Origin of the sequence: Roseomonas nitratireducens (assembly GCF_017813355.1) — a bacterium.
GTDB classification, from domain to species: domain Bacteria; phylum Pseudomonadota; class Alphaproteobacteria; order Acetobacterales; family Acetobacteraceae; genus Neoroseomonas; species Neoroseomonas nitratireducens.
Map to the genome: position 1 here is coordinate 184544 of NZ_JAGIYZ010000005.1, position 23770 is coordinate 208313.

At 73.5% G+C, this 23770-nt stretch carries 19 protein-coding genes and 1 pseudogene; all 20 read right to left on the minus strand.

Annotated features, from left to right (window positions below):
- Positions 1–50: 50 nt before the first annotated feature.
- Positions 51–2189: an NAD-dependent DNA ligase LigA gene (gene ligA, locus J5Y09_RS07675; protein ID WP_209351161.1), complete on the minus strand. Its 2139-nt coding sequence runs from the start codon at positions 2187–2189 to the stop codon at positions 51–53.
- The gene (locus J5Y09_RS07680) at positions 2186–2668 is read right to left on the minus strand and encodes a GNAT family N-acetyltransferase (RefSeq protein WP_209351162.1); all 483 of its coding nucleotides are present in this window, start codon (positions 2666–2668) and stop codon (positions 2186–2188) included. Before J5Y09_RS07680 ends, ligA begins: the two co-directional genes overlap by 4 nt.
- The gene (locus J5Y09_RS07685) at positions 2665–3141 is read right to left on the minus strand and encodes a GNAT family N-acetyltransferase (RefSeq protein WP_209351163.1); all 477 of its coding nucleotides are present in this window, start codon (positions 3139–3141) and stop codon (positions 2665–2667) included. Before J5Y09_RS07685 ends, J5Y09_RS07680 begins: the two co-directional genes overlap by 4 nt.
- A gap of 77 nt (positions 3142–3218) precedes the next feature.
- Positions 3219–4895, minus strand: a complete 1677-nt coding sequence (recN, locus tag J5Y09_RS07690) for a DNA repair protein RecN (protein ID WP_209351164.1) — start codon at positions 4893–4895, stop codon at positions 3219–3221.
- A 13-nt stretch (positions 4896–4908) separates the two neighbouring features.
- Positions 4909–5772 carry an outer membrane protein assembly factor BamD gene (locus J5Y09_RS07695; RefSeq protein ID WP_245216917.1) on the minus strand — a complete coding sequence of 288 codons (864 nt, stop codon included), beginning with the start codon at positions 5770–5772 and terminating at the stop codon, positions 4909–4911.
- Positions 5773–5826: 54 nt separating this feature from the next.
- Positions 5827–6762: a UDP-3-O-acyl-N-acetylglucosamine deacetylase gene (lpxC, locus tag J5Y09_RS07700; RefSeq protein ID WP_209351165.1), complete on the minus strand. Its 936-nt coding sequence runs from the start codon at positions 6760–6762 to the stop codon at positions 5827–5829.
- Positions 6763–6954: 192 nt separating this feature from the next.
- Positions 6955–8490, minus strand: coding sequence for a cell division protein FtsZ (ftsZ, locus tag J5Y09_RS07705; protein WP_209351166.1), 1536 nt, complete (start codon positions 8488–8490; stop codon positions 6955–6957).
- A gap of 61 nt (positions 8491–8551) precedes the next feature.
- On the minus strand, positions 8552–9850 hold the full coding sequence (gene ftsA, locus J5Y09_RS07710; RefSeq protein WP_209351167.1) for a cell division protein FtsA: 1299 nt from the start codon (positions 9848–9850) through the stop codon (positions 8552–8554).
- Positions 9847–10749: a cell division protein FtsQ/DivIB gene (locus J5Y09_RS07715; protein ID WP_209351168.1), complete on the minus strand. Its 903-nt coding sequence runs from the start codon at positions 10747–10749 to the stop codon at positions 9847–9849. Before J5Y09_RS07715 ends, ftsA begins: the two co-directional genes overlap by 4 nt.
- On the minus strand, positions 10739–11665 hold the full coding sequence (locus J5Y09_RS07720; RefSeq protein ID WP_209351169.1) for a D-alanine--D-alanine ligase: 927 nt from the start codon (positions 11663–11665) through the stop codon (positions 10739–10741). The genes J5Y09_RS07715 and J5Y09_RS07720 overlap by 11 nt, the downstream gene beginning before the upstream one ends.
- Complete coding sequence (murB, locus tag J5Y09_RS07725; RefSeq protein ID WP_209351191.1) at positions 11662–12624, minus strand: UDP-N-acetylmuramate dehydrogenase; 963 nt, start codon at positions 12622–12624, stop codon at positions 11662–11664. The genes J5Y09_RS07720 and murB overlap by 4 nt, the downstream gene beginning before the upstream one ends.
- 2 nt (positions 12625–12626) lie before the next feature.
- Positions 12627–14069, minus strand: coding sequence for a UDP-N-acetylmuramate--L-alanine ligase (gene murC / locus J5Y09_RS07730; RefSeq protein WP_209351170.1), 1443 nt, complete (start codon positions 14067–14069; stop codon positions 12627–12629).
- Positions 14069–15199 carry an undecaprenyldiphospho-muramoylpentapeptide beta-N-acetylglucosaminyltransferase gene (murG, locus tag J5Y09_RS07735; protein ID WP_209351171.1) on the minus strand — a complete coding sequence of 377 codons (1131 nt, stop codon included), beginning with the start codon at positions 15197–15199 and terminating at the stop codon, positions 14069–14071. The genes murC and murG overlap by 1 nt, the downstream gene beginning before the upstream one ends.
- Entirely contained in the window at positions 15196–16368 is a 1173-nt protein-coding gene (locus J5Y09_RS07740; protein WP_209351172.1) for an FtsW/RodA/SpoVE family cell cycle protein, read from the minus strand. The genes murG and J5Y09_RS07740 overlap by 4 nt, the downstream gene beginning before the upstream one ends.
- Complete coding sequence (gene murD, locus J5Y09_RS07745) at positions 16365–17747, minus strand: UDP-N-acetylmuramoyl-L-alanine--D-glutamate ligase (protein ID WP_209351173.1); 1383 nt, start codon at positions 17745–17747, stop codon at positions 16365–16367. The genes J5Y09_RS07740 and murD overlap by 4 nt, the downstream gene beginning before the upstream one ends.
- Positions 17744–18832, minus strand: coding sequence for a phospho-N-acetylmuramoyl-pentapeptide-transferase (gene mraY / locus J5Y09_RS07750; RefSeq protein WP_209351174.1), 1089 nt, complete (start codon positions 18830–18832; stop codon positions 17744–17746). Before mraY ends, murD begins: the two co-directional genes overlap by 4 nt.
- The gene (locus tag J5Y09_RS07755) at positions 18829–20208 is read right to left on the minus strand and encodes a UDP-N-acetylmuramoyl-tripeptide--D-alanyl-D-alanine ligase (RefSeq protein WP_209351175.1); all 1380 of its coding nucleotides are present in this window, start codon (positions 20206–20208) and stop codon (positions 18829–18831) included. The genes mraY and J5Y09_RS07755 overlap by 4 nt, the downstream gene beginning before the upstream one ends.
- Complete coding sequence (locus J5Y09_RS07760; RefSeq protein ID WP_209351192.1) at positions 20205–21653, minus strand: UDP-N-acetylmuramoyl-L-alanyl-D-glutamate--2,6-diaminopimelate ligase; 1449 nt, start codon at positions 21651–21653, stop codon at positions 20205–20207. Before J5Y09_RS07760 ends, J5Y09_RS07755 begins: the two co-directional genes overlap by 4 nt.
- A 1-nt stretch (position 21654) precedes the next feature.
- Positions 21655–23547, minus strand: a complete 1893-nt coding sequence (locus tag J5Y09_RS07765; RefSeq protein ID WP_245216918.1) for a peptidoglycan D,D-transpeptidase FtsI family protein — start codon at positions 23545–23547, stop codon at positions 21655–21657.
- 13 nt (positions 23548–23560) lie between these two features.
- Positions 23561–23770: pseudogene (locus J5Y09_RS07770) on the minus strand (MotA/TolQ/ExbB proton channel family protein); the annotation flags it as partial.

Genomic DNA, 23770 nt, shown 5'->3' on the forward strand with positions numbered 1-23770 from the left:
CCGCTTTCGAAGCATGCCGGAAGGCGCGGCCGGAATGGAACCGGCTTGTTCTACAGCCCGGCCATCTCCCGGTACTCGGCCTCGGTCAGCGTCCGGACGCCGAGTTCGGCGGCCTTGGCGGCCTTGGACCCGGCATCGGCGCCGACGACGACGAAGTCGGTCTTCTTGGAGACGGACTTGGTCACCTTGGCGCCGAGCCGCTCGGCCTGCGCCTCGGCCTCGTCGCGCGTCAGCGTCTCGAGCGTGCCGGTGAAGACCAGCGTCTTGCCGGCGAAGGGGCTGTCGGCCGCGGAAGCGGCTTCGGCGGCCAGGGGCGGGGCCTCCCGGGCGAGGTCGTCGAGGGCCTCGACCGCGCGCGGCTCGGCGAAGAACTCCACCAGTTCCTCGGCGATGGCGGGGCCGATGCCCTGGATGGAGCCGAGTTCCTCCCGCGCTTCCGAACCGATGATGTGCGCGGCGATCATCCTCGCGCGCCATTCGTCGAGCGTGTGGTAGTGGCGCGCCAGCAGCTTCGCGTTCTGCTCCCCGATCCGGCGGATGCCGAGGGCGAAGATGAAGCGTTCCAGCGGCACGCTCCGCCGGGCCTCGATCGCTTCCAGCAGCTTGGCGACCTTGCGTTCGCCCCAGCCTTCGAGGGCGAGCAGAGCGTCGCGACGGTGGCGCAGGCGGAAGATGTCCGCGGGGCTCTTCACCAGGCCCTGGTCGAACAGGAGCTGGATGTTCTCCTCCCCCAGCCCCTCGATATCCATCGCGCGGCGGGAGGCGAAGTGCTTCAGCCGCTCCACCGTCTGCGCGGCGCAGACCAGGCCGCCGGTGCAGCGGCGCACGACATCCTCCCCATCGCGGATGGCGTGGCTGCCGCAGACCGGGCAGGTGGCGGGGAAGGCGTAGGGCACGGCGCCGGCCGGGCGCTTTTCCGCCACCACGCCGAGGATCTGCGGGATCACGTCCCCCGCGCGCTGGAGGATGACGGTGTCGCCGATGCGGACATCCTTGCGCGCGATCTCGTCCTCGTTGTGCAGCGTCGCGTGGCGGACGACGACGCCGCCGACGGTGACGGGCTGCATCACCGCGCGCGGCGTCAGTGCGCCGGTGCGCCCGACCTGGATCTCGATGTCGAGCAGCACGGTCGTCGCCTGTTCCGCCGGGAACTTCCAGGCCGTCGCCCAACGCGGCGCGCGGCCGACGAAGCCGAGCCGCCGCTGCCAGTCGAGCCGGTCGAGCTTGTAGACGACGCCGTCGATGTCATAGGGCAGCGATGCGCGCTGCTCGCCCAGGCGGCGCTGGAAGGCGGCGGCCTCGGCCTCCCCATCCAGCGGCGTCGAGAGCGGGTTCACCTCGAAGCCCCAGCCGCGCAGCCTGTCGAGGAAGCCGTGATGGCTGTCGGACGGCGCCTCGCTCGCCGCGCCCATCGCATAGGCCAGCAGCCGCAGCGGGCGGGATTCCGTGACGCGGGGGTCGAGCTGGCGGACGGACCCGGCGGCGGCGTTGCGCGGATTGGCCGGCACCACGACGGCGTCGCCGAGCTTCTCCCCTCGCGCGCGGCGCGCCTCGCGTTCGGCCGCGGCCTGTTCCTGCGTGGCGCGGAAGCGGAAGAAGTCGTCCTTCGTCATGAAGACCTCCCCGCGGATCTCGATCCGGGCGGGGAAGGGGGGCTTCAACCGGCGCGGCAGGTCGGCCAGGGTGAGGAGGTTCTGCGTGACGTCCTCGCCCTCCGTCCCGTCGCCGCGCGTGGCACCCTTCACGAAGGCGCCGTCCTCGTACAGCAGGTTGATGGACAGGCCGTCGATCTTGGGCTCGCCCACGAAGCGCAGCGGTTCCTCCGGCGACAGGCCCAGGAAGCGGCGGATGCGGGCGCAGAACTCGCCGAATTCCTCCTCCGAGAAGACGTTGTCGAGGGAGAGCATCGGCTCCCCATGCCGCGACTTGGCGAAGCCTTCGGCCGCCGCGGCGCCGACGCGGCGGGACGGGCTGTCCTCCCGCACCAGCCGGGGGAAGCGCGCCTCGATGGCGCGGTTGCGTGCGACGAGGGCGTCGTAGGCGGCGTCGCTGATCTCGGGCGCGTCCTGGCCATGGTACAGCGCGTCGTGATGTGCGATCTCGGCGGCGAGGGCCGCGAGTTCGGCGGCCGCTTCCGCTTCGGTCAGGCTGTCCGCGTCGCGGCGGCGGAGCGTCGTGTCGTCGGTCATGGCGCGGCTTCGTCGGCGAGGGTGCGATAGGCGGCGCCGTCCAGGATGCGGCCGTCGAACCAGCCTTCCGACGCGGCGCCGATGGCGTTGTAGAACGCCGTGGCTTCGTCGTCTCCCTGGTCCACGCCCCACCAGAGGCAGCCCGCGCCGTCGCTGCGCGCCCGCGCGGCGAGGGCTGCCATCAGCGCGCGCGCCGCCCCGCGCCGGCGGCATTCGGGCCGGACATAGAGGTCCAGCACCATCATCGCCGGCGCCGCGCGCGCCGCGTCGTAGATCAGGTTGCCGGTGACGAAGCCGGCCAGCCGCGCGCCGTCCGCCGCCACCAGCAGCAGCGCGCGCGGCGTGGGCCCGAACAGGTCGCGCGCGACGATCGCGCCGGTCATCGGGACCGGCGGCGTCTCGCCATCGAGGCTGTTGATGGCGTTGATCAGGTCCGCGACCTCGTCCGCCTCCCCGGCCTTTGCTTCGCGAACGATCATGGCGGTGGTTCCGCGGCCAGGTTGAGGAAATCCTGCTGCACGACGGCGAAGGCCATGACGGCTTCGCCCTTGCTGCCGAGCCGCCGGTAGAAGGCATGCGCGACGGCGTTGCCCTGCTTGGCCGTCAGCCAGAGATGCCGCGCGCCGATGGCGTGCCCGCGCCGTGCGGCCGCGGCGAGCAGCGCGCGCGCCACCCCCCGCCTGCGATGCGCCGGCGCCACATAGAGGTCAGCGACGTACAGCCCGCGCTCCGCGTGCCCCGACTCATAGGTCGCGTGCGCCGTGACGTAGCCTATCAGGCTGCCGTCATCGCCCTCGGCGACGACGGCGATGGTGCCTTGGTCGGCGATGACGTCGCGCGCGACATGCGCCTCGGTCAGCAGCTCCGTCGGATCGCCCTGGTCCTGGTTCAGCTCGCGCATCAGCGCGAGCAGCGCCTCGGCGTCCCGCGTCCCGGCATCCCTGATCCTCACGGCACGCCCCTCAGGCAAGGGCGGAAGGCCAGAAAAGGGAGGGGCCCGGGGGAGGTTCGCCTCCCCCGGCCTTCGCTTCACCGGGCATCCTGCATCAGGCTCTCGGCCGCCGCCCGAGCCGCGTCGGTGACCTTCTCGCCGGCCAGCATCCGCGCGATTTCCTCCCGCCTTTCGGCTTCGGGCAGCGCTTCCACGCGCGTCTCGGCGCGCCCGCCGCGCACCTGCTTGGCGACGCGCAGATGGGCCGCGCCGCGGGCCGCGACCTGGGGGGAGTGCGTCACGACCAGCACCTGCAGCCGTTCCGCCACGCGGGCCAGCCTTTCGCCGACGGCGGCGGCGGTGGCGCCGCCGATGCCGGAATCCACTTCGTCGAACACCAGCGTCGGCACCGGCGACCCGCGCGCCAGCACGACCTTGAGCGCCAGCATCAGGCGCGAGAGTTCGCCGCCCGAGGCGATCTTGGCGAGTTGCCCCGGCGCCTGTCCCGGATTGGTGCTGACGAGGAAGGTGACGCGGTCCTGCCCATCGGGGCCCCAGCCGCCTTCCTCCTTCGCCGCGATGTCGATGGACAGCCGCGCGCGGTCGAGCTTGAGCGGGGGAAGTTCCCTGGCGACCGCCTTCTCCAGCCGCGCCGCGGCCTCCCGCCGTGCCTCGGACAGCGCCGCGCCGGCGGCGAGGTAGGCGCGGCGCCCCGCTTCCTCGTCGCGCTCGAGCGCCGCGACGCGCCCCGCGCCGGCGTCGAGTGCCTCGAGCCTTGCGCGGAGGTCGGCGGCGAGGCTCGGCAGGTCGGTCACGGCGACGCTGTGCTTGCGCGCCGCGGCGCGCAGGGCGAAGAGCCGTTCCTCCACCTGTTCCAGCCGCCGCGGATCGGGCCCGCCTTCGGACAGCAGGCGCGACAGGGCGCTCTCGGCCTCGGCCAGCGCGTCCTGCGCGGCGGCCAGCGCGGCGAGCGCGGGCTGCGCGTCCTCGTTCGGCGGCGGCAGGCGTTCCAGGGCGCGGGCGGCTTCCCGCAGCGCGCGTGCGGGTGTGGCGGCACGGCGGTCGCGCGGGGTGAGTTCGGCGATGGCCGCCGCGATCGCCTCGGCGCGGCGTTCGCCCTGCTGGAGGCGCTGGCGCTCGGCAGCGAGGCTTTCGTCCTCCCCTTCCTCGGGCTTGAGGTCGGCGAGCTCGGCCACGGCGTGGCGCAGCCATTCCTCCTCCCGCTGCGCGGCGGCGATGGTCTCGCGCGCCTCGGCCAGCCGCTTCGTGGCGGCGCGCCATGCGGCCCATGCCTCGGCGGTGGCGGCGCGGCGGCGTTCCAGCGCGCCGAAGGCGTCGAGCAGCCCGGCATGGGTCGCGGGATCGGCCAGGCCCACCTGGTCGTGCTGGCCCTGCACCTCGACCAGCGTTGCGCCCAGGCGGCGCAGAAGCGCGACGCCGACGGGCTGGTCGTTGACGAAGGCGCGGGACCGGCCATCGGCCTGCACCACGCGGCGCAGCACCAGGTCTTCCTCCGGCTCGATCCCCTGTTCGCGCAGGATGTCGAAGGCCGGGTGGCCGGCGGGCGGGGCGAAGGATGCGGCGACGGAGGCCTGCGGCTGGCCGCTGCGGACCATGCCCGCCTCGGCCCTGCCGCCCAGGGCGAGGCCGAGGCTGTCGAGCAGGATGGACTTGCCCGCGCCCGTCTCGCCGGTCAGCGCGGTGAGGCCCGCGCCGAAGGCGAGGTCGAGGCGCTCGATCAGCACCACGTCGCGGATGGACAGGCCGGCGAGCACGCCGTGCCCCTCGTCAGAAGAGCCAGTTGAGCGTGCGCGTCACGAGGCCCTGGCGCGCCGGCGTCGCGGGTGTCGCGCCTTCGACCAGCAACGCGTAGGAATCCTGGTACCAGGTGCTGCCCGGGTAGTTGTGGCCGAGCACGGAGGCGGTGCGGCGCGCTTCCTCGGTAAGGCCGAGCGAGATGTAGATCTCGGTCAGGCGGTGCAGCGCCTCGGGCACGTGGTTGGTGGTCTGGTATTCCTCGACCACGCGGCGGAAGCGGCCGATCGCCGCCTGGCGCAGGCCCTGGCGCTGGTACCAGCGTCCGACATGCATCTCCCGCCCCGCGAGGTGGTCGCGGGCGAGGTCCATCTTCAGCCGGGCGTCGCGGGCATAGGCGCTGTCGGGGAAGCGGTTCACCACGTCCTGCAGCGCTTCCATGGCGATCTGCGTCTGGCGCTGGTCGCGCTCGGCGTCGTTGATCTGCTCGTATTGCGACAGGGCGCGCAGGTAGTAGGCGTAGGCGATGTCGCGATGCGCCGGGTGCAGTTGGATGAAGCGGTCGAGCGCGCCGATCGCCTCGGTGTACCGGTTCCGCGAGTACTCGGTGTAGGCGACCATGAGCTTCGCGTTGGTGGCCCAGGTCGAATAGGGGTGCTCGCGCTCGACGGAATCGAAGAGGTCCACGGCGCGCTGGTAGCGGTTCTGCCGCAGTTCCTGCATGCCGGCGGCGTAGAGCGCCTCCGGCGACTGGTCGGACGCATCCGCCGGCGCCGCGCTGCGGCGCACGAGGGACGGGTCCTGCCCGGTGCCTTGCTGGAAGCTGAAGCTGCCGCAGGCCGTGAGCAGGAGGAGAGCGAGTGCAGGCAGGATCGGGCGAATCATCGTCTCGGCCATGGTGTCGGGCCGCTCTATATCACGGCCCGCGGTTCGCCCGCCAAGCGGTACGGATCAGGCCGCGACGGAAGCGGTGGCGCGGGTGCCGGAAAGGCTCTCGGCCATGCCGGGGACGCCGACCATGCGCCAGGCGCCGGCCTCGGCGAACAGGGCGCGGAGCAGGCGGTTGTTGAGCGCGTGGCCCGAGCGGCTGCCGCGGAAGCGCGCGCGCAGCGGCGCGCCGGCGAGGGCGAGGTCGCCCACCACGTCGAGCAGCTTGTGGCGGACGAATTCATCCGTGCGGCGCAGCCCGCCCGGGTTGAGCACCATCGGCCCGTCCACCACCACGGCGTTCTGCAGGTTGCCGCCCTGGGCGAGGCCGGCGGCGCGCAGCCGGGCCACGTCCTCGGCCAGGGTGAAGGTGCGGGCATCCGCCAGGCCTTCGCGGAAGGCGTGCGGGGAGATCCGCATCGAGACCGCCTGGCGGCCGATGGCGGTGTTGGGGAAGTCGATCTCGAGCTCGGCGTCGAAGGCGGGCTCGCGCGCGGGCAGGAGTTCGGCGAAGGCGCCGGAGGCGTCCTCGACGCGGATCGGGCGCAGCACCTCGATCGCGCCGCGCGGGGCGGCGGTGGTGGCGATGCCGGCGCAGTCGATGAGGAAGACGAAGGGGGCGGCGGAGCCGTCCATGATCGGGGCCTCGGGCCCGTCGACCTCGACGACCGCGTCGTCGATGCCGGCGCCGGCGAGGGCGGCCATGACGTGCTCGATCGTGCCGATGCGGGCCTCGCCCTCACCGATCGCGGTGCACAGGCGGGTGTCCACGACGCGGTCGAACAGCGCGGGGATGTCGATGCCGAGGTCGGAGCGGCGGAAGACGATGCCGGTGCCGGCCGCGGCGGGGCGCAGCGTCAGCTCGGCGCGCCGGCCGGAATGCAGCCCGACGCCGACGCACCCGATGGGTGCCTTCAGCGTCCTGCGCCGTCCTGCTTCAGCGGTGACGAAACCGTCCATGCGCCCTGTGCCTTTCTGGGCGGCGCCTGCGACGGGATATCCCGCGACGCACAACGCCCCGGTGCACAGAAGCATCTGCGGCACCGGGGCGCCATTCAACCCTTGTTTCTCTGTATTACGCCGCAACATCTTGAATTCAAAGGATTGTTGCGGCGCAAAATACGGCGGAATCTAGGCGGTTCCGCCCGCGGTTCAGTTGCTCTGGCGCCGGAGGAAGGTTGGGATCTCAAGACCCATCTCGTCCTGCGGTTGTGCCGCACGCGGGGCGGGTCGCGCGGAAGATGCCACCGAGGGCTCCACCCGCATCACCTGCGGCGCCGGCGCGGGGGCCGGGGCGGGGGCCGGCAGGTTGCGGCGCATCATGCTGCTGCCCAGGCCGGTCGCCTTCTGGAACAGGTCGCGCAGGGCGCCGCCGCTCTGGCGCGGCGTCTCGACCACCGCCGGGCGCTGGGCGTGCATGACCGGCGCCGGCTCGGCAACCGAGGGGGCGAGCATGACGGGCGCGTGCTCGACCATGGGCTGCGCCTGGATCTCGACCGCTTCATCCTGCTGGGGGGAGGTGTCGACGACCGCCTGGCGGAGCGTCGCCATTGTGGTGGCCGGCAGCGGCGCGGCGGCGGGCGCCGCGACGGGGCGGATGAAGGAGGTGGTCGCGGGGCGCGGCGCGGCGGCGGGCGCCGCCTGGGTCGCGACCGCCTGGACCGGCGCGCCGCCGCCCATGGCCACGACCTTGAGCGGCACTTCCTGCTTCGCGGACGCGACATCGATGCCGGTCGCGACGACCGAGACGCGCACGCGGCCGTTCATGCCTTCGTCCACCGAGGTGCCGAAGATGATGTTCGCGTCCTCGTCCACTTCCTTGCGGATGCGGTTGGCCGCCTCGTCCACCTCGAACAGCGTCATGTCGTAGCCGCCGGTGATGTTGATCAGCACGCCCTTCGCACCGGCCATCGAGATGTCCTCGAGCAGCGGGTTGTTGATGGCGGCCTCGGCGGCCTTGCGGGAACGGTCCTCGCCCTCGGCCTCGCCCGTGCCCATCATCGCCTTGCCCATCTCGGCCATGACGGTGCGGATGTCGGCGAAGTCGAGGTTGACCATGCCGGGGTTGACCATCAGGTCGGTCACGCCGCGCACGCCCATGTACAGGACGTTGTCGGCCATCTTGAACGCTTCCTGGAAGGTGGTGCGTTCATTGGCCAGCCTGAACAGGTTCTGGTTCGGGATGACGATCAGCGTGTCGACGAACTGCTGCAGCTCCTCGATCCCGCTTTCGGCCGACTTCTTGCGCTTCGGGCCCTCGAAGTCGAAGGGGCGCGTCACGACGCCGACGGTCAGGATCCCGCGCTCGCGCGCCATGCGGGCGATGACGGGCGCTGCACCCGTGCCGGTGCCGCCGCCCATGCCGGCGGTGATGAAGATCATGTGCACGCCTTCGATGTGGCGTGCCAGTTCCTCCATCGCTTCTTCCGCCGCGGCGCGGCCGATCTCGGGCTTGGCGCCGGCGCCCAGGCCCTGGGTCAGGTGCGGGCCCAGCTGCACGCGGCGTTCCGCGCGCGAGTGGAACAGCGACTGGCTGTCCGTGTTGGCGACGAGGAATTCCACCCCGTCCAGCCCCATGGCGATCATGTTGTTGACCGCGTTGGTGCCACCGCCGCCGACGCCGACGACCGTGATGCGCGGGCTGAAATCCGTGTGCGTGCTGGTCGGCACGGTCAGGTTCAGGGTCATGGGCGGGCCTCCTGTCCGAAGTTCTCTACGGGGTCGCTTCGATTCGTGGCGAGAGGGGGCATCACACCTTCTCCCGGACCCAGTTCACGAAGCGGCGGAAGGCGGAACCGGCGCGGGCCGGCCCCGGGGCGATGTCGAGCACGGGGCGGCCTTCGCCGGCGCCCCACAGCAGCAGGCCGACCGCGCCCGCGAAGGCGGGGCCGGAGGCGGCCTCGGCGAGGCCGCGCACCGGCAGCGGCCGGCCGAGCCGTACCTGGCGGTCGAGGATGCGGGCTGCGAGTTCGCGCACGCCGACGAGCTGGCTCGCGCCGCCGGTCAGCACCACGCGCGCGCGCCCTTCCTTGCCCAGGCCCGCCGCGTCGAGCCGCTCGCGGACCAGCTCGAAGGTCTCCTCGAGCCGCGGCTTGATGATGCCCACGACCATGGCGCGCGGGATGCGGGCGATGGCGTGCTCCTCCTCCCCCAGCAGGGGGACGGGGATGAATTCGCGGTCGTCGTCCGCGCCGCCATGCACGCTGCCATGCAGCGTCTTGATGCGCTCGGCATGGGCGACGGGGGTGGACAGCACGGTGGCGAGGTCGTTCGTCACCTGCCCGCCGCCGACCGCGATCTGCGCGGTGTGGACCAGGTGGTGCTCGCTGAAGACGGCGATGGATGTGGTGCCGCCGCCCATGTCGATGACCGTCGCGCCGAGCTCGCGCTCATCGTCCACCAGCGTCGCGAGGCCGGCGGCGAAGGGGGCGGAGACGAGCTCCTCGACCTCCAGGTCGCAGCGCAGCAGCGCGGCGCCGAGGTTGCGCAGGCTCGCCTGCGCCGCGGCCACCATGTGCAGCCGCGCGCCCAGCGTGTCGCAGATCATGCCGCGCGGGTCATCGACGCCCGGCGTCGCGTCCACGGTGAAGCCGAGCGGGATGGCGTGCACCGTCTCCCGCCCTTCCTCCCCCGTGCGGCGGCGGCCTTCGTGCAGGATGGCGCGCAGGTCGTGCTCGGTCACCGCGCGGCCGCCGATCGGCCACTGGATGTTGAGCAGGCGGGAATCCGGCTGGCCGCAGGACAGGTTGACGATCGCGCCGGGAATGCGCGTGTCGGCCATCTCCTCCGCCTGGCCGACGGCGGCGCGGATGGCGCGTTCCGCTTCCTCGAGGTCGACGATCGACCCGCCCTTCACGCCGCGGCCGCGCTGCCAGCCGAAGCCGAGCACGCGCGGGCTGCCGTCGCTCTCGATGCGCGCGATGATGCAGACGGCCTTGGTCGAGCCGATGTCCAGCACGCCGAAGGTGCCGCTGCGCGCGTGGCGCCGGCGGCGCGGCGGCTGGCCGGGCTCGATGGGCGGGGACGTCAGGCGGGCGATCTGGTTCATCCGCGTCTCGCTCGGCTGGCCTGCTGCGGGGTGGGCTGTTCGGCGGGCTCGGCCTGCCGCGTGGGGCGCAGCACGAGCCGGTCCGGCAGGCGAAGGTCGATGGCGGCGAGCGGGCGGTCGAGCAGCCGCGCTTCCCGCTGCAGTTCGGCAAGCCGCTGGATGGCCGCGCCTTCGGCGCCTTCGGGCAGCAGCACGTCGGTGCCGTTGTGCAGGCGGAGGTTCCAGCGCCGTTCATGGATGCGGACCATGGCCTGCACCCGTTCGTGCACGTCGCGCTCCGCGCGCAGCAGGTCGTAGAGCGCCGCGCCCGTCGCATCCGCGCCCGCGCCGACCAGCAGCGGCAGCGGCCCGAACTGGTCGAGCCCATCCGCCGCGACGACCTTGCCCTCGCGGTCGATGATCACGAAGCGGCCATTGTGCTGCCAGATGGCGAAGGGGCGGCGTTCCTCGATGCGGATCAGCAGCGTGCCCGGCAGGCGGCGTTCCACATGGGCGCGCTGCACCCAGGCGATGGTCTCGAGCCGCCGGCGCAGCGCCTCGGGCGAGACGTCGAGGATCGGATCGCCGCGGGAGACGCCGAGCGCCGAGCGGATCATGTCGGTCGGCGTGTTGTGCCGCCCTTCCAGGATCACGTGCTGCACCGTCAGCCCCATCCCTTCGCCGAGGCCGTCGAAGCTGTCGGTCACGCCGCGCACGCGCCCGGCCGGGTCAATCGCGCGCACCGCGAGGAACAGCACCGCGACGGCGCCGAGCCCGGCCACGCCGTAGAGCGCCGGGCGCAGCAGGGAACGCCGGCGCTTGAGCCAGATGCGCAGGCGCGACGGGCGCGCGGGGTCCTTGCGCGCGGAGGATGCGGCCAGGCGTTCACGCGCCCCGCCGCGGGAGGGCTCACGCGCCATGGCGCGCCTCCTTCACCATCCAGGCGCAGAGCGCGGGAAAGGGAATGCCGCAATGCGCGGCCTGTTCCGGCAGCAGCGACGTCGGCGTCAGGCCGGGCTGGGTGTTGACCTCGAGCAGCACGAGCCGGCCGGGCTCGCCGCCCGTGTCGTCGTAGCGGAGGTCGGCGCGCGAGGCGCCGCGGCAGCCGAGCGCCTGGTGCGCGCGCAGCGCGATGTCCATCGCCGCCGCATAGGCGTCCGGATGGATATGCGCGGGCAGGACATGCCGCGACCCTCCGGCGGCGTACTTGCTCTCGTAGTCGTAGAAGGCGCCGGCATCGGCGATGATGTCGGTGACGGCGAGCGCGCGGTCACCCATGACGCCGACCGTGAGTTCCCGCCCGGGGACGAAGGATTCCGCCATGGCATGCGCGCCGTAGCGCCAGTCCCGCGCGATCTCGGCGCGGCGGTTGTCGCCTTCGGTCACGATGAAGACGCCGACGGAGGAGCCTTCGTTCACCGGCTTCACGACATAGGGGCGCGGCAGCGGGTCGGCGGCTTCCAGTTCCTCGCGCGTGACGAGGCAGTGTTCCGCGACCGGCAGCCCCGCCTGGCGGAACACCGCCTTGGCCGCGTCCTTGTCCATGGCGACGGCCGAGGCGCGGAGCCCCGAATGGGTGTAGGGCAGGCCGAGCCAGTCGAGCACGCCCTGGATGCAGCCATCCTCCCCGAAGCGGCCGTGCAGCGCGTTGAACACCACGTCCGGGCGCGGTTCGGTCAGGGCGCGGATCAGCGCGGGAAGGTCCTGCGTCACCTCGACGGGCGTCACGCGGAAGCCGGCCTCGCGCAGCGCGGCCACGACCTGGCGGCCGGAGGAGAGGGAGACCTCGCGCTCGGCCGAGATGCCGCCGAGCAGGACCGCGACGTGCTCGTTCATGCGGGCCTCCCGATGCGCCTGATCTCCCATTCGAGATCGATGCCCGTCGCGGCGCGGACGCGGGCGCGGACGTCCTCGCCCAGCGCCTCGATCTCCGCCGCCGTGGCGCCGCCGGTGTTGATAAGGAAGTTGCAGTGCTTCTCGCTGACCTGCGCCGCGCCCATGCGCAGCCCGCGGCAGCCGGCCGCGTCGATCAGTTCCCAGGCCTTGCGGTCGCCCGGAGGGTTCTTGAAGGTCGAGCCGCCGGTGCGCGCGCGCACGGGCTGGGTGGCTTCGCGGGCGGCGCGGATCTCGTTCAGCCGTTGCGCGATCGCCGCCGCGTCACCGGGCGTCGCGCGCAGCCGCGCGCGCGTGACGACCGCGCGGGGCGGCAGTTCGGCGCGGCGATAGGCGAAGCGGAGGTCGGCCGCGGAAAGGCGCAGCAACCCGTCGCGGGTCGCGACCTCGGCCCAGTCGAGCACGTCCTTGATCTCGGCCCCGTAGGCGCCGGCGTTCATCGCGACCGCGCCGCCGATGGTGCCCGGGATGCCGACGAGGAATTCGAGCCCGCCCAGCGCGTGCGCCGCGGCCGTCTCGGCGACCGTCACGTCGAGCGCGGCCGCGCCGGCGACGATGCCGTCGGCCTCGACCGCGATGTCGCCGAAGCCGCGCGCGAGGCGGATGGTCACGCCCGGCAGCCCGCCGTCGCGGATGACGAGGTTGGATGCCGCGCCGATGATGGTGAGCGGCGTCGCGTCGTCGAGCCCGCGCAGGAGATCGACGATGTCCTCCGCATCCGCCGGTCTGACCAGCGTGTCGGCGTACCCGCCCACGCGGAACCAGGTGCTGGCCGCCAACGGCGCGTTGTGTGCCGCCCTTCCGCGAATGGGCGGAATCCTGGTGTCCAGAGGCCTTTCGGCCTCTGGCGGGGAGAGGCCCGGAGAGGGGCGGCGCCCCTCTCCGGAAATCGCTGCCGCCATCATCACTTCATCGCCCCCGCGAGCCGCCCGCGCGCGCGCTGCTGCAGGTCCTGCAGCTGGGCCGGCAGGGCATGCGCCCATTGGGTGATGTTCCCCGCGCCGAGGCAGACCACGTAGTCGCCCGACTTCGCGATGGCGTTGATCATCTCCGGCAGGCTTTCGGGCCCCGGCAGCGGCACGACGGACCGGTGCCCGCGCGCGCGCAGCCCTTCGACCAGCGCGTCCTTGTCGATGCCTTCGATCGGCTGTTCGCCCGCGGCGTAGACGTCGGCGACGATGACCGTGCCGGCGTCGTTCATGCAGGTGCAGAAATCCTCGAACAGCGTGGCGAGGCGGGAGTAGCGGTGCGGCTGCACCACCGCGATCACGTCGCGCGCGCCGGCCTGCCGCGCGGCCTTGAGCACGGCGGCGATCTCGACCGGGTGGTGGCCGTAGTCGTCGATCACGGAGATGCCGCCCGCTTCGCCCGTGCGGGTGAAGCGCCGCTTCACGCCCTTGAAGCCCGCGAGGGCCGAGCGGATGGTCGCCTCGTCCACGTCCATCTCGACGCCGATCGCGATGGCCGCGAGCGCGTTCTGGACGTTGTGCTGGCCCAGCATGGGCAGGCGCAGCGGCTTCATGGTGCGGGCGCGGCCGGTGGCGCGGTCGGTCACCGTCACCTCGAAGGTCGCGCCCATGCGGTCGGTGATGAGCTTTTCCGCGCGGACATCGGCCTGGGGGGAGAAGCCGTAGGTGACGATGCGCCGGTCGGACAGGCGCGGGATCATCGCCTGGACTTCCGGGTGGTCCATGCAGAGCACGGCGAAGCCGTAGAAGGGGATGTTGCCGACGAACTGGGCGTAGCCTTCCTTCATCGCCTCGGCCGTGCCCCAGTGGTCCAGGTGCTCGGCATCCATGTTGGTGACGACGGCGACGACGGCGGGCAGCTTCAGGAAGGACCCGTCGCTTTCGTCCGCCTCGACCACCATCCAGTCGCCCGAGCCCATGCGGGTGTTGGTGCCGTAGGCGTTGATGATGCCGCCGTTGATGACGGTGGGGTCGAGCTTCGCCGCTTCCAGCACCGCGGCGACGAGGGAGGTGGTGGTCGTCTTGCCGTGCGTGCCGCCGATGGCGATGGACCATTTCAGGCGCATCAACTCGGCCAGCATCTCGGCGCGGCGGACGACGGGGATCAGCCGCGCGCGGGCGGCGACGACCTCCGGGTTGTCGCGCTTGACGGCGGTCGAGACGACGACGACCTGCGCGTCGCCGATATTGGCCGCGTCGTGCCCGACCGCGACGGGAATGCCGCCCGCGCGCAGGCGCTGGACGTTGTAGCCGTCGGCGATGTCGCTGCCCTGCACCTGGTAGCCGAGGGTGTGCAGCACCTCGGCGATGCCGGACATGCCGATGCCGCCGATGCCGACGAAGTGGATGGGGCCGATGTTGAGTGGCAGGGCGCGCATCAGGCGGCTCCCATGGGAAGGCGGCGCGCGCGGGCCAATACCGCGTCGGCCAGCACGCGCGCGGCCTGCGGGCGCGCGAGGGAGGCGGCGGCGGCGGCGGCCGAGGCGAGGCGCGCGGGCACGGTGAAGAGGGAGGTCAGGCGTTCCGCGAGCGCCGCGGGGGTGAAGGCCGGCTGGGGGTAGACCCAGGCCGCGTCGGCCGCGGCGAGCGCGCGGGCATTGGCGGTCTGGTGGTCGTCGATGGCCGAGGGCAGCGGCACCAGCACGGCGGGCCGCCCCGCGCATTCCAGCTCCGCCACGGTCGATGCGCCGGCGCGCGCGACGACAAGGTGCGCGGTGCCGAGCCGCCCGGCCATGTCGGGGAAGAAGGGGGCGAGGTCGGCGACGACGCCGGCTTCCCGATAGGCGGTCTCGGTGCGCGCGAGGTCCTCGGCGCGGCATTGCTGGGTGACGAGCAGGCGGGCGCGGATCGCCTCGGGCAATGCCGCGACGGCGGCGGGCACGACATCGGCGAAGATGCGCGCGCCCTGGCTGCCGCCGGTCACCAGCAGGCGCAGCGCGCCGCCTTCGGGCGGCACCGGATAGGGCTGGCCGGCGAGGGCGGCGAGCGCAGGGCGCACCGGGTTGCCGACCACGGCGGTGGTGGCGCCGGCGGGAACGTTGCTCGTGCCCTCGAAGGACAGGGCCAGAAGGTCCGCCGCGCGCGCCATCAGGCGGTTGGCGCGGCCGAGCACCGCGTTCTGCTCGTGCAGGATGATGGCCGGGCGCGCGCGGCCCATCAGCCGCGCCGCGGCGAGCGGGGGGAAGGAGGCATAGCCGCCGAAGCCGACGACGGCCGAGGGGTGCAGCGCGGCGAGGTGCCCGCGCGCCTGCGCCGTGCCGGCGAGAAGGCGGAAGGCGCCGGAGACGGCGCCGCGCAGCCCGCGCCCGGACAGGCCGGCGCCGGAAAGGACGAAGCGCTCGGCCGCGGCGAAGGCGGCGCTGTCATAGGCGGCGGATCGCGCATCGGTCATCAGCGCGACGCGTTCGCCCCGGCGCAGCAATTCGGCGGCGAGCGCCTCGGCGGGGAAGAGGTGTCCGCCGGTGCCGCCGGCGGCGATGACGATGGGCTGCACGGCCGGGCCCCTCACCGCGCCCCTCCCGCCGCCAGGGCGGGGGCGGGCGAGTCTTCGTGGGTGACGCGCCCGCCGGTGCGGCGGCGCGTGAGGGCGAGCAGCATCCCCATGCCGATGGCGATGGCGAGCACGGAGGAACCGCCATAGGAGACGAAGGGCAGCGTCATCCCCTTGGTGGGGATCAGGTGCAGCGTGGATCCCATGTTGACGAAGGCCTGCAGGCCGAACTGCGTCAGCAGCCCCGCGCCGGCCAGCATGACGAACAGGTCGTGCTCGGCGAGCAGGCGCATCATCCCGCGCACGACGATGAAGGCGAACAGGAAGAGGATGGCCAGGCAGATGACCATGCCGAATTCCTCCCCCGCCACGGCGAAGACGAAGTCGGCATGTGCGTCGGGCAGCACGTTCTTGACCCGCCCCTCGCCGGGGCCGCGGCCGAGCAGGCCGCCATTGGCGAAGGCCTCCAGCGCCACGCTGACCTGGTAGGAATCGCCCGAGGACGGGTCGAGGAAGCGGTGCACGCGCGACTGCACGTGCGGGAACAGCAGGTAGGCCCCGACCGCGGCGGCGATGCCGAGGCCGCCGACGGCGCCGACGAGGAACATGTTCATCCCCGCGACGAAGAACTGCGCGAAGAACACCGCCGCGACCACCAGCAGCATGCCGATGTCGGGCTGGCCCTTCAGGATGCCGGCCACCACGACGAAGAGCCCGACCGCGATGGTCGCGCCCCACACCTTCGACCCCGGCGCCTTGCCCTCGGCGATCAGCCAGGCGGCGACGACGGCGAAGAAGGGCTTCACGAATTCCGAGGGCTGCAGCGAGAAGCCCGGGATCGGCAGCCAGCGCCGCGCGCCCTTGATCTCGGTGCCGATGACGAGCGTCGCCGCGGTCAGCACGATGAAGACGGCGAAGCCCGCGAGTGCGAGCCGCCGCACGCCCTTCACCGAGAGCATCGAGACCGCGACCATCAGCAGCGTCGCCATGCCCAGATAGGCGACCTGCTTGATGAAGAACATGTGGCGGGAGGACGCGCCGATCCGCTCCGCGACGGCGGGCGAGGCGGCGAGCATCATCACGTAGCCGAAGCCCACCAGCGCGAGCAGCGCGGCGAGCGTCCAGCGGTCGACCGTCCACCACCAGCGGCCGAGGGTGGAGGTGTCGGCGCGGGAGAAGGCAGTCATGGCGCGCGCTCCGCGATCAGGGCGCGCGCGAGGTCGCGGAAGCGGTCGCCGCGCGCATCGAAGCCGGTGAACTGGTCGAAGGACGCCGCGGCCGGGGAGAGCAGCACGACCGGCGCGGCGCCCGCGAAGGCGGCGGCGGCGGCGGCGGGCAGCGCGGCCTCGAGCGTGCCGGCGACCTCGTGCGGCACGCCGTGCGCGGCGAGCGTCGCGGCGAAGGCGGGCGCGTCGCGGCCGATGAGAAGCGCGCGGGCGATGCGCGGGAAGTACGGCGCCAGTTGCTCGATGCCGCCATCCTTGGCGATGCCGCCCGCGATCCAGACCACGCGGTCGTAGGAGGCGAGCGCGCGGGCCGCGCTGTCGGCGTTGGTCGCCTTGCTGTCGTTGACGAAGACGACGCCGCCCGACTCGCCCACGCGTTCCTGGCGATGCGGCAGGCCGCCATAGGTCGCGATGCCGTCGGCGACCTCATCCCGCGTCAGGCCTAGCGCGAGGCAGGCCGCCGCGGCGGCGGCGGCGTTCTGCGCGTTGTGGCTGCCGGGCAGCGCCGCGGCGGCGGACAAGTCGAGGATCGCGCCGTCCTCGTCGCGCAGCATCCGCCCTTCGGCCCAGATGCCGCCGGGCTGACGCGCATGGCCCGAGATCGGCACGAGGCGCGCCGGCAGGTCGCGGCCCATCGCGGCCGTCATCGCGTCGTCCTGGCCGAGCACCGCGACATCCTCGCGCCGCTGGCGCGCGAAGATGCGCGCCTTCGCGGCTGCATAGCCCGCCATGTCGCCATGGCGATCGAGATGATCCGGGCTGAGGTTGAGCATGACCGCGACGTTGAAGCGCAGCGTGGCGATTCGCTCCAACATGTAGGACGACATTTCGAGGGTGTAGATGCCCTCGGACCCCAACATGTTGAGAGAGAGCGCGGGCGGGCCGAGATTGCCGCCGGCCTCGGCGGTCCGCCCTGCATGGGTGAGCACGTGCTGGATCAGCGCCGTGGTGGTCGACTTGCCGTTGGTGCCGGTGACGCCGACGAAGCGCGCGCGCGACTGCGCGGCGAGCACGGCGCGATAGAGGAATTCCGCGTCGCAGAGGATCGGCACGCCCGCTTCCGTCGCCGCGCGCGCGGCCGGATGCGGCGCGGGCAGGCGGTGCGCGATGCCGGGCGACAGCAGCAGCGCATCCGCGCGCAGCCGCCCCTCGGTCGGGTCGCGCAGCGGGATGCCGGCATCCTCGGCCGCGGCGCGCGCGTCGGGCCTGTCGTCCCACGCCGCCACCTCCGCCCCCCATTCGGCGAGCCGCAGCGCCGCGGGCAGGCCGGCGCGGCCGAGCCCGACGACCGCGATGCGCGCGCCGAGGAAGGGGGTGAAGGGGGGCGCGGGCCGCGTCATCGGATCTTCAGCGTGCTGAGGCCGACAAGGGCGAGGATCATCGCGATGATCCAGAAGCGGATGACGATGGTGGGCTCCGCCCAGCCCTTCTTCTCGAAATGGTGGTGCAGCGGCGCCATCAGGAAGACGCGCCGGCCCGTGCGCTTGAACCAGAAGACCTGGATGATGACGGAGACGGTCTCCACCACGAAGAGCCCGCCGACGATCGCGAGCACGATCTCGTGCTTCGTCGCGACCGCCAGCGCGCCGAGCGCCCCGCCGAGCGCGAGCGAGCCCGTATCCCCCATGAAGACCGCCGCCGGCGGCGCGTTGAACCAGAGGAAGCCGAGTGCCGCGCCGATCAGCGCCGAGGCGAAGACGGCGAGCTCGCCCGTGCCCGGCACGTAGTGCAGCTGCAGATAGTCGGAGAACAGCCGGTTGCCCACCAGGTAGGCGATCAGCGCGAAGACCGCGGCGGCGATCATCACCGGCACGATGGCGAGCCCATCGAGCCCGTCCGTCAGGTTCACCGCGTTGGACGCGCCCATCATCACCAGCATGCCGACCAGCGGGAACAGCAGCCCGAAGGGGATCAGCAGCTCCTTGAACACCGGCACGGCGAGGGTGGTGGACAGCGGGCCGGGCATCAGCCAGGTGATCCAGACGGCGGCGACGAGGCCGAGCCCCGCCTGCACCGCGAGCTTCATCCGCCCCGACACGCCCTTGGTGTTGCGCTTGGTCACCTTCAGCCAGTCGTCGGCGAAGCCGAGCGCGCCGTAGCCGATCGTCACCAGCAGCACCGCCCAGACCATGCCCGAGCGCAGGTCGGCCCACAGCAGCGTCGAGACCACCAGCGCGCCGAGGATGATCACGCCGCCCATGGTCGGCGTGCCCTTCTTCTCGATCAGGTGGCGCTCGGGCCCGTCGTCGCGGATCGGCTGGCCGCCGCGCTGGAAGGACCGCAGCCAGCGGATGATGGCGTTGCCGAACATCAGGCAGATCACCAGCGCCGTCAGGCAGGCCGCGCCCGCGCGGAAGGTGTGGTAGCGCGCGAGGTTGAAGAGCTGGAAGTCGTCCGCGAAGGGAACGAGGAAGTTGAAGATCACGGCGCGTTCCCCCGCATCAGCTCATCGACCACCACCGCCATGCGGGACCCGAGCGAACCCTTCACCAGCACCGCGTCGCCCGGCCGCAGCGCCGCCCTCAACACCGGCGCGAGCGCGGCCGAATCCGGCAGATGCGCGCCGCGCTTGCCCTCCGGCAGGGCGCGATGGAGGTGGCCCATCATCTCCCCGCAGGTGAAGACCAGGTCGCAGGACGCCGCCGCGTCGGGGGCGAGGGATGCGTGGATCGCGGGCGCCGCCTCGCCCAGCTCGCGCATGTCCCCAAGTGCTGCGAGCCGGCGGTCGGCCCGCTGCGCGGCGAGCACGGCGAGCCCGGCGCGGATCGAGGGCGGGGAGGCGTTGTAGGAATCGTCGATCAGGAGCGCTTCGCCGCCGGGCACCGCGATGCGGCTGCGCCGGCCGCGCCCCGCCGGCGCGCCGAAGGCCGCCAGCGCCCCGGCGGCGACGCGCGGCGAAAGCCCCAGCGCCGCGACGGCCGCGAGCACCGCGCAGGCGTTCAGCGCGACATGCCGCCCCGGCGCGGCCAGCGCCAGGGCGATGCGCTCGCCGCCCAGCACGATCTCGGCGCGCCCGCCCTCGGCATCGCCTTCGTAGGACAGCAGCCGCGCATCCGCGCCCGGGGCTTCCCCATGCGTCAGCGCGCGCAGCCCGGCCTCGGCGGCGCGGGCGCGCAGCCGGGCCGCGAAGCGGCTGTCCGCCGGCAGCACCAGCGCCCCGCCCGGCGCGACGCCCTGCAGGATGTCGCCCTTCTCCTCGGCGATCGCTTCCTCGCTGCCGAGGTTGCCGATATGCGCCGTGCCGACATTCGTGACGACCGCGATGTCGGGCCGCGCGAGGCGCGCGAGCGGGGCGATCTCGCCCCGGTTGTTCATGCCGATCTCGATGACGCCGAAGGCGGCGTCGCGCGGCATGCGGGCCAGCGTCAGCGGCACGCCCCAATGGTTGTTGTGGGAGGCGGCGGAGGCATGCGTCGGCCCGAAGGCCGCGAGTGCCACGCGCAGCATCTCCTTCGTCGTGGTCTTGCCGACGCTGCCCGTCACGCCGACGAAGCGCGCGGCCGAGCGCGCCCGCGCCGCGGCGCCGAGCGCGGCGAGGCCCGCCAGCGTATCGGCCACGCGCAGCAGCGGCGCGCCCGGCGCCGCGCCGGGCGGGTCGCGATCCACCAGCGCCGCGGCGGCGCCGCGCGCCAGCGCGTCCGCCACGAAGTCATGCCCGTCGCGTGCCGCGCGCAGCGCGACGAACAGGTCCCCCGGCGCGATGGTCCGCGTGTCGATCGAGATCCCGGCCACCGCGACGTCCTGGCCGAGCGTCCCGCCCGTCGCCGCGCGCAGCTCGGCCGCGGTCCACAGCGCGGTCATGGCGCGAGGCCCGCCAGCCGCCGCACCACCGCGACATCATCGAAGGGGTGGACGGTGCCGGCGATCTCCTGCCCGCTCTCATGCCCCTTGCCGGCCACCGCCAGCACGTCGCCCGGGCGCAGGTCGGACAGCGCGGCGGCGATCGCGGCTTCCCGCGCGCCGGCATCGATCGCGCCCGGCGCGCCGGCGATCACGGCGGCGCGGATCGCGGCGGGGTCCTCGCTGCGCGGATTGTCGTCGGTGATCCAGACGCGGTCGGCGCCGGCAGCCGCGGCCGCGCCCATCAGCGGGCGCTTGCCCGGGTCGCGGTCCCCGCCCGCGCCGAACAGCACGTGCAGCCGGCCATCGGTGTGCGGACGAAGGGCCGCGAGCAGGCGGGCCAGCGCATCGGGCGAATGGGCGTAGTCGACATAGACCGCCGCGCCGTTCGCCAGCACCGCGGCGCGTTCCATCCGCCCGCGCACGCCGCGCAGGCCGGGCAGCGCGGCCAGCACGCGGTCCGCCGGCTGCCCCGCGCCGATCGCGAGCGCCGCGGCGAGCAGCGCGTTGTCCGCCTGGAAGCGGCCGGGCAGGGGCAGGCGGATCTCGTGCCGCGCGCCGAAGGCGGTGACCTCGAGATCCAGCCCATCCGGCCGCGGGCGGGCGGCGAGGAGGCGCAGCGCTTCCCCCGCATCGCCCACGGTCAGCAGGCGCAGGCCGCGCGCGCGGGCGGTCGCGCGGATCGCGGCGAAGGTCTCGGCGTCCATCTCGGTGCAGGCGGCGGCGGCCGCGCCGGCGGGCAGCAGCGTGTCGAACAGCCGCAGCTTGGCGGCGCGATAGGCCTCCATCGTGCCGTGGTAGTCGAGGTGGTCGCGCGTGAGGTTCGTGAAGCCCGCCGCGGCCAGCACCACGCCATCGAGCCGCCGCTGGTCGATCCCGTGCGAGGAGGCTTCCATCGCCGCCGCGCCGAAGCCCGTGCGCGCGAGGGCCGAGAGCGTCGCATGCAGCGCGACCGGGTCGGGCGTGGTGAGCGAGGGGCCGGGCGGGAAGCCTTCCGCCACCAGGCCGAGCGTGCCGAGGCTCGCCGCGCGCTCGCCGGCCGCGATCCAGACCTGGCGGAGGAAGTCGACCGTGCTCGTCTTGCCGTTGGTGCCGGTGACGGCGACCACGGTGCGCGGCTGGGCGCGATGGAAGGCGGCGGCCATCAGCGCCAGCGTCCGGCGCGGATCGGCCGCGGTGATCAGCGGGCGCACCGGCACGCCGGGCGGCCATTCCGTGCCCTCGGGCGCGAGCACGACGGCCGCGCCGCGCTCGACCGCGTCGGCGATGAAGGCGCGGCCATCGGCGCGCGCGCCGGGCAGGGCGGCGAAGACCATGCCCGGGACCACGGCGCGGCTGTCCGCCGTGAGGCCCGAGATGGGCTCCCCTTCCGGCGCGGAGGCGGCGAGGCCGGCGCGGCGCATCATCTCACCGAGGCGCAAGGCTCGCCTCCCGCTGCGGCGCGGGCGCGGGCGCGGGCTGGGCGGTGGGGCGCGGGCCGGCCGGGCGCGCGGGCGCCGCGGCGGGCGGGGCGATGCCCGGGATGCCGCGCCCGTTCATCGGCATGGCCAGCGCGCGCTGGATCTCGGGCGTCATCGGTTCGGGCAGCAGGCCGAGGATCGGCGCGATGCGGGAGATCACCATGCCCGCCGCCGGCGCGGCGACCCAGCCCGCCGTCGCGTAGCCGTGGCTGCGCGCGTTCGGCTTGGGCTCGTCCACCATCACGTAGACGGCGTAGCGCGGCGCGTGCATCGGGAAGGCGCCGATGAAGGCCGCGATGCGCTTGTTCTCGAGGTAGCCGCCGCGCGGGCCGGTCTTCTGCGCGGTGCCGGTCTTGCCGCCCACGTAGTAGCCCGGCACCTCGGCGCTGCGGCCGGATCCTTCGGTCACGACCAGCCGCATCATGCGGCGCACCAGGTCGGACGTCCGCTCGCTGATCACGCGCGTGCCTTCGCGCGGCGCGGCCGGGTCGTGCATCAGGATCGAGGGCTGGCGCAGGATGCCGCCATTGACCAGCGTCGCGCCGGCGGTGGCGACATGCAGCGGCGTCACCGAGATGCCGTGGCCGAAGCCGATCGTCATGGTGTTGAGGTCGCGCCAGGTGCGCTGGCCGGGGACCAGCGGCAGCGCCGTCTCCGGGATCTCGATGCGCAGGCGCTGCGTCATGCCCATGCGCTGCATGAATTCGCGGTGGCGGTTCACGCCGACGCCGGCGGCCATGTGCGCGGAAGCGAGGTTGGAGGAGTAGGCGATGATCTCCGGCAGCGCGAGCCAGCGGTTCTTGCCGCGGAAATCGTTGATCTCGTGCCGGCCGACGCGGATCGGCCGCGACGCGTCGTAGCCGCCCCAGGGCTGCACCGTGCCGTAGTCGAGCGCCATGGCCGCGGTCAGCAGCTTGAAGGTCGATCCGGGCTCGTAGACGCCGACCGTCACGCGGTTGAAGCGCTGGTCGACGGTCGCCGCGCCGACGTCGTTCGCGTCGTAGTCGGGCAGGCTGACCATGGCCAGCACCTCGCCCGTATGCACGTCCATCACCACGCCGGCGCCGCCGATGCCGTTGAACTCGGTGATGGCGCGCTGGACGGAATCGCGCAGCGCGAGCTGGACGCGGATGTCGAGCGACAGGCGCAGCCGCGCGTTCGGCTGGTCCCGCAGCCGGTCGTTGAAGGACCGCTCGACGCCGGCGATGCCGATGCCGTCCACGTCCACGCCGCCGATGATGTGCGCGGCGGTGCGGCCCTGCGGGAAGTAGCGGCGCTCCGCTTCCTCGAAATGCAGGCCGGGGATGCCGAGCGCGTTGACCTGCGCCACCTCGCGCGGCGTCAGCGCGCGGGCGATGTAGGCGAATTGCCGCTCGCCCGACATGCGCTGGATCAGCCGCTCGCGGTCGAGCTGCGGCAGGATGCGGCGCAGCCGGTCGGCGGCCTCGGCCGCGTTCTCGATCTGGCGCGGATTGGCGTAGAGCGCCGTCAACGGCAGGGAGACGGCGAGGATCTCCCCGTTCCGGTCGGTGACGGTGGCGCGCGCGACCGGCGCCTCGGCCGCGGGCTGCGGCGGGCGGGACAGCGCCGCGGCGCGGCGCGGCTCGGCCGGGTTGAGCACCGTGGCGAAGGCGAGCTTCAGCGCGATGGCGCCGAACAGCGCGGAAAAGCCGAAGGCCGCGATGACCAGCCGCCCGCGGCTGCGGTCGAGGATGGCGCGGCGGTCGAGATCGGGCTGGGTGACGCGCACGAGCGCGCGCGGCGCCTCGGCCTCGGCCGGGCGCCGCAGCATGGACACGGCGGGCGGCGCCGCGCGTGGATCGGGGGGCGGGGGGATCATCGGCGCCTGGCCGTCAGCGCGGCAGCGTCGCGGCGGCGGCGCGCGCGACCGGGACCGGGGGCGCGAGGCTCGGCCCCGACCCGCCGAGGGATGAGGCGATGACGGGCCGGACCACCGGCGCGGGCGCGGGCGGCGTCGCGCCCTCCGCCGTGTGCAGGGCGCGGCGGACCGGCGGCGCGGGGGCTGGCGTCGCCTGCGGCGGTGCCGCGCGCGGCGCGGCGGC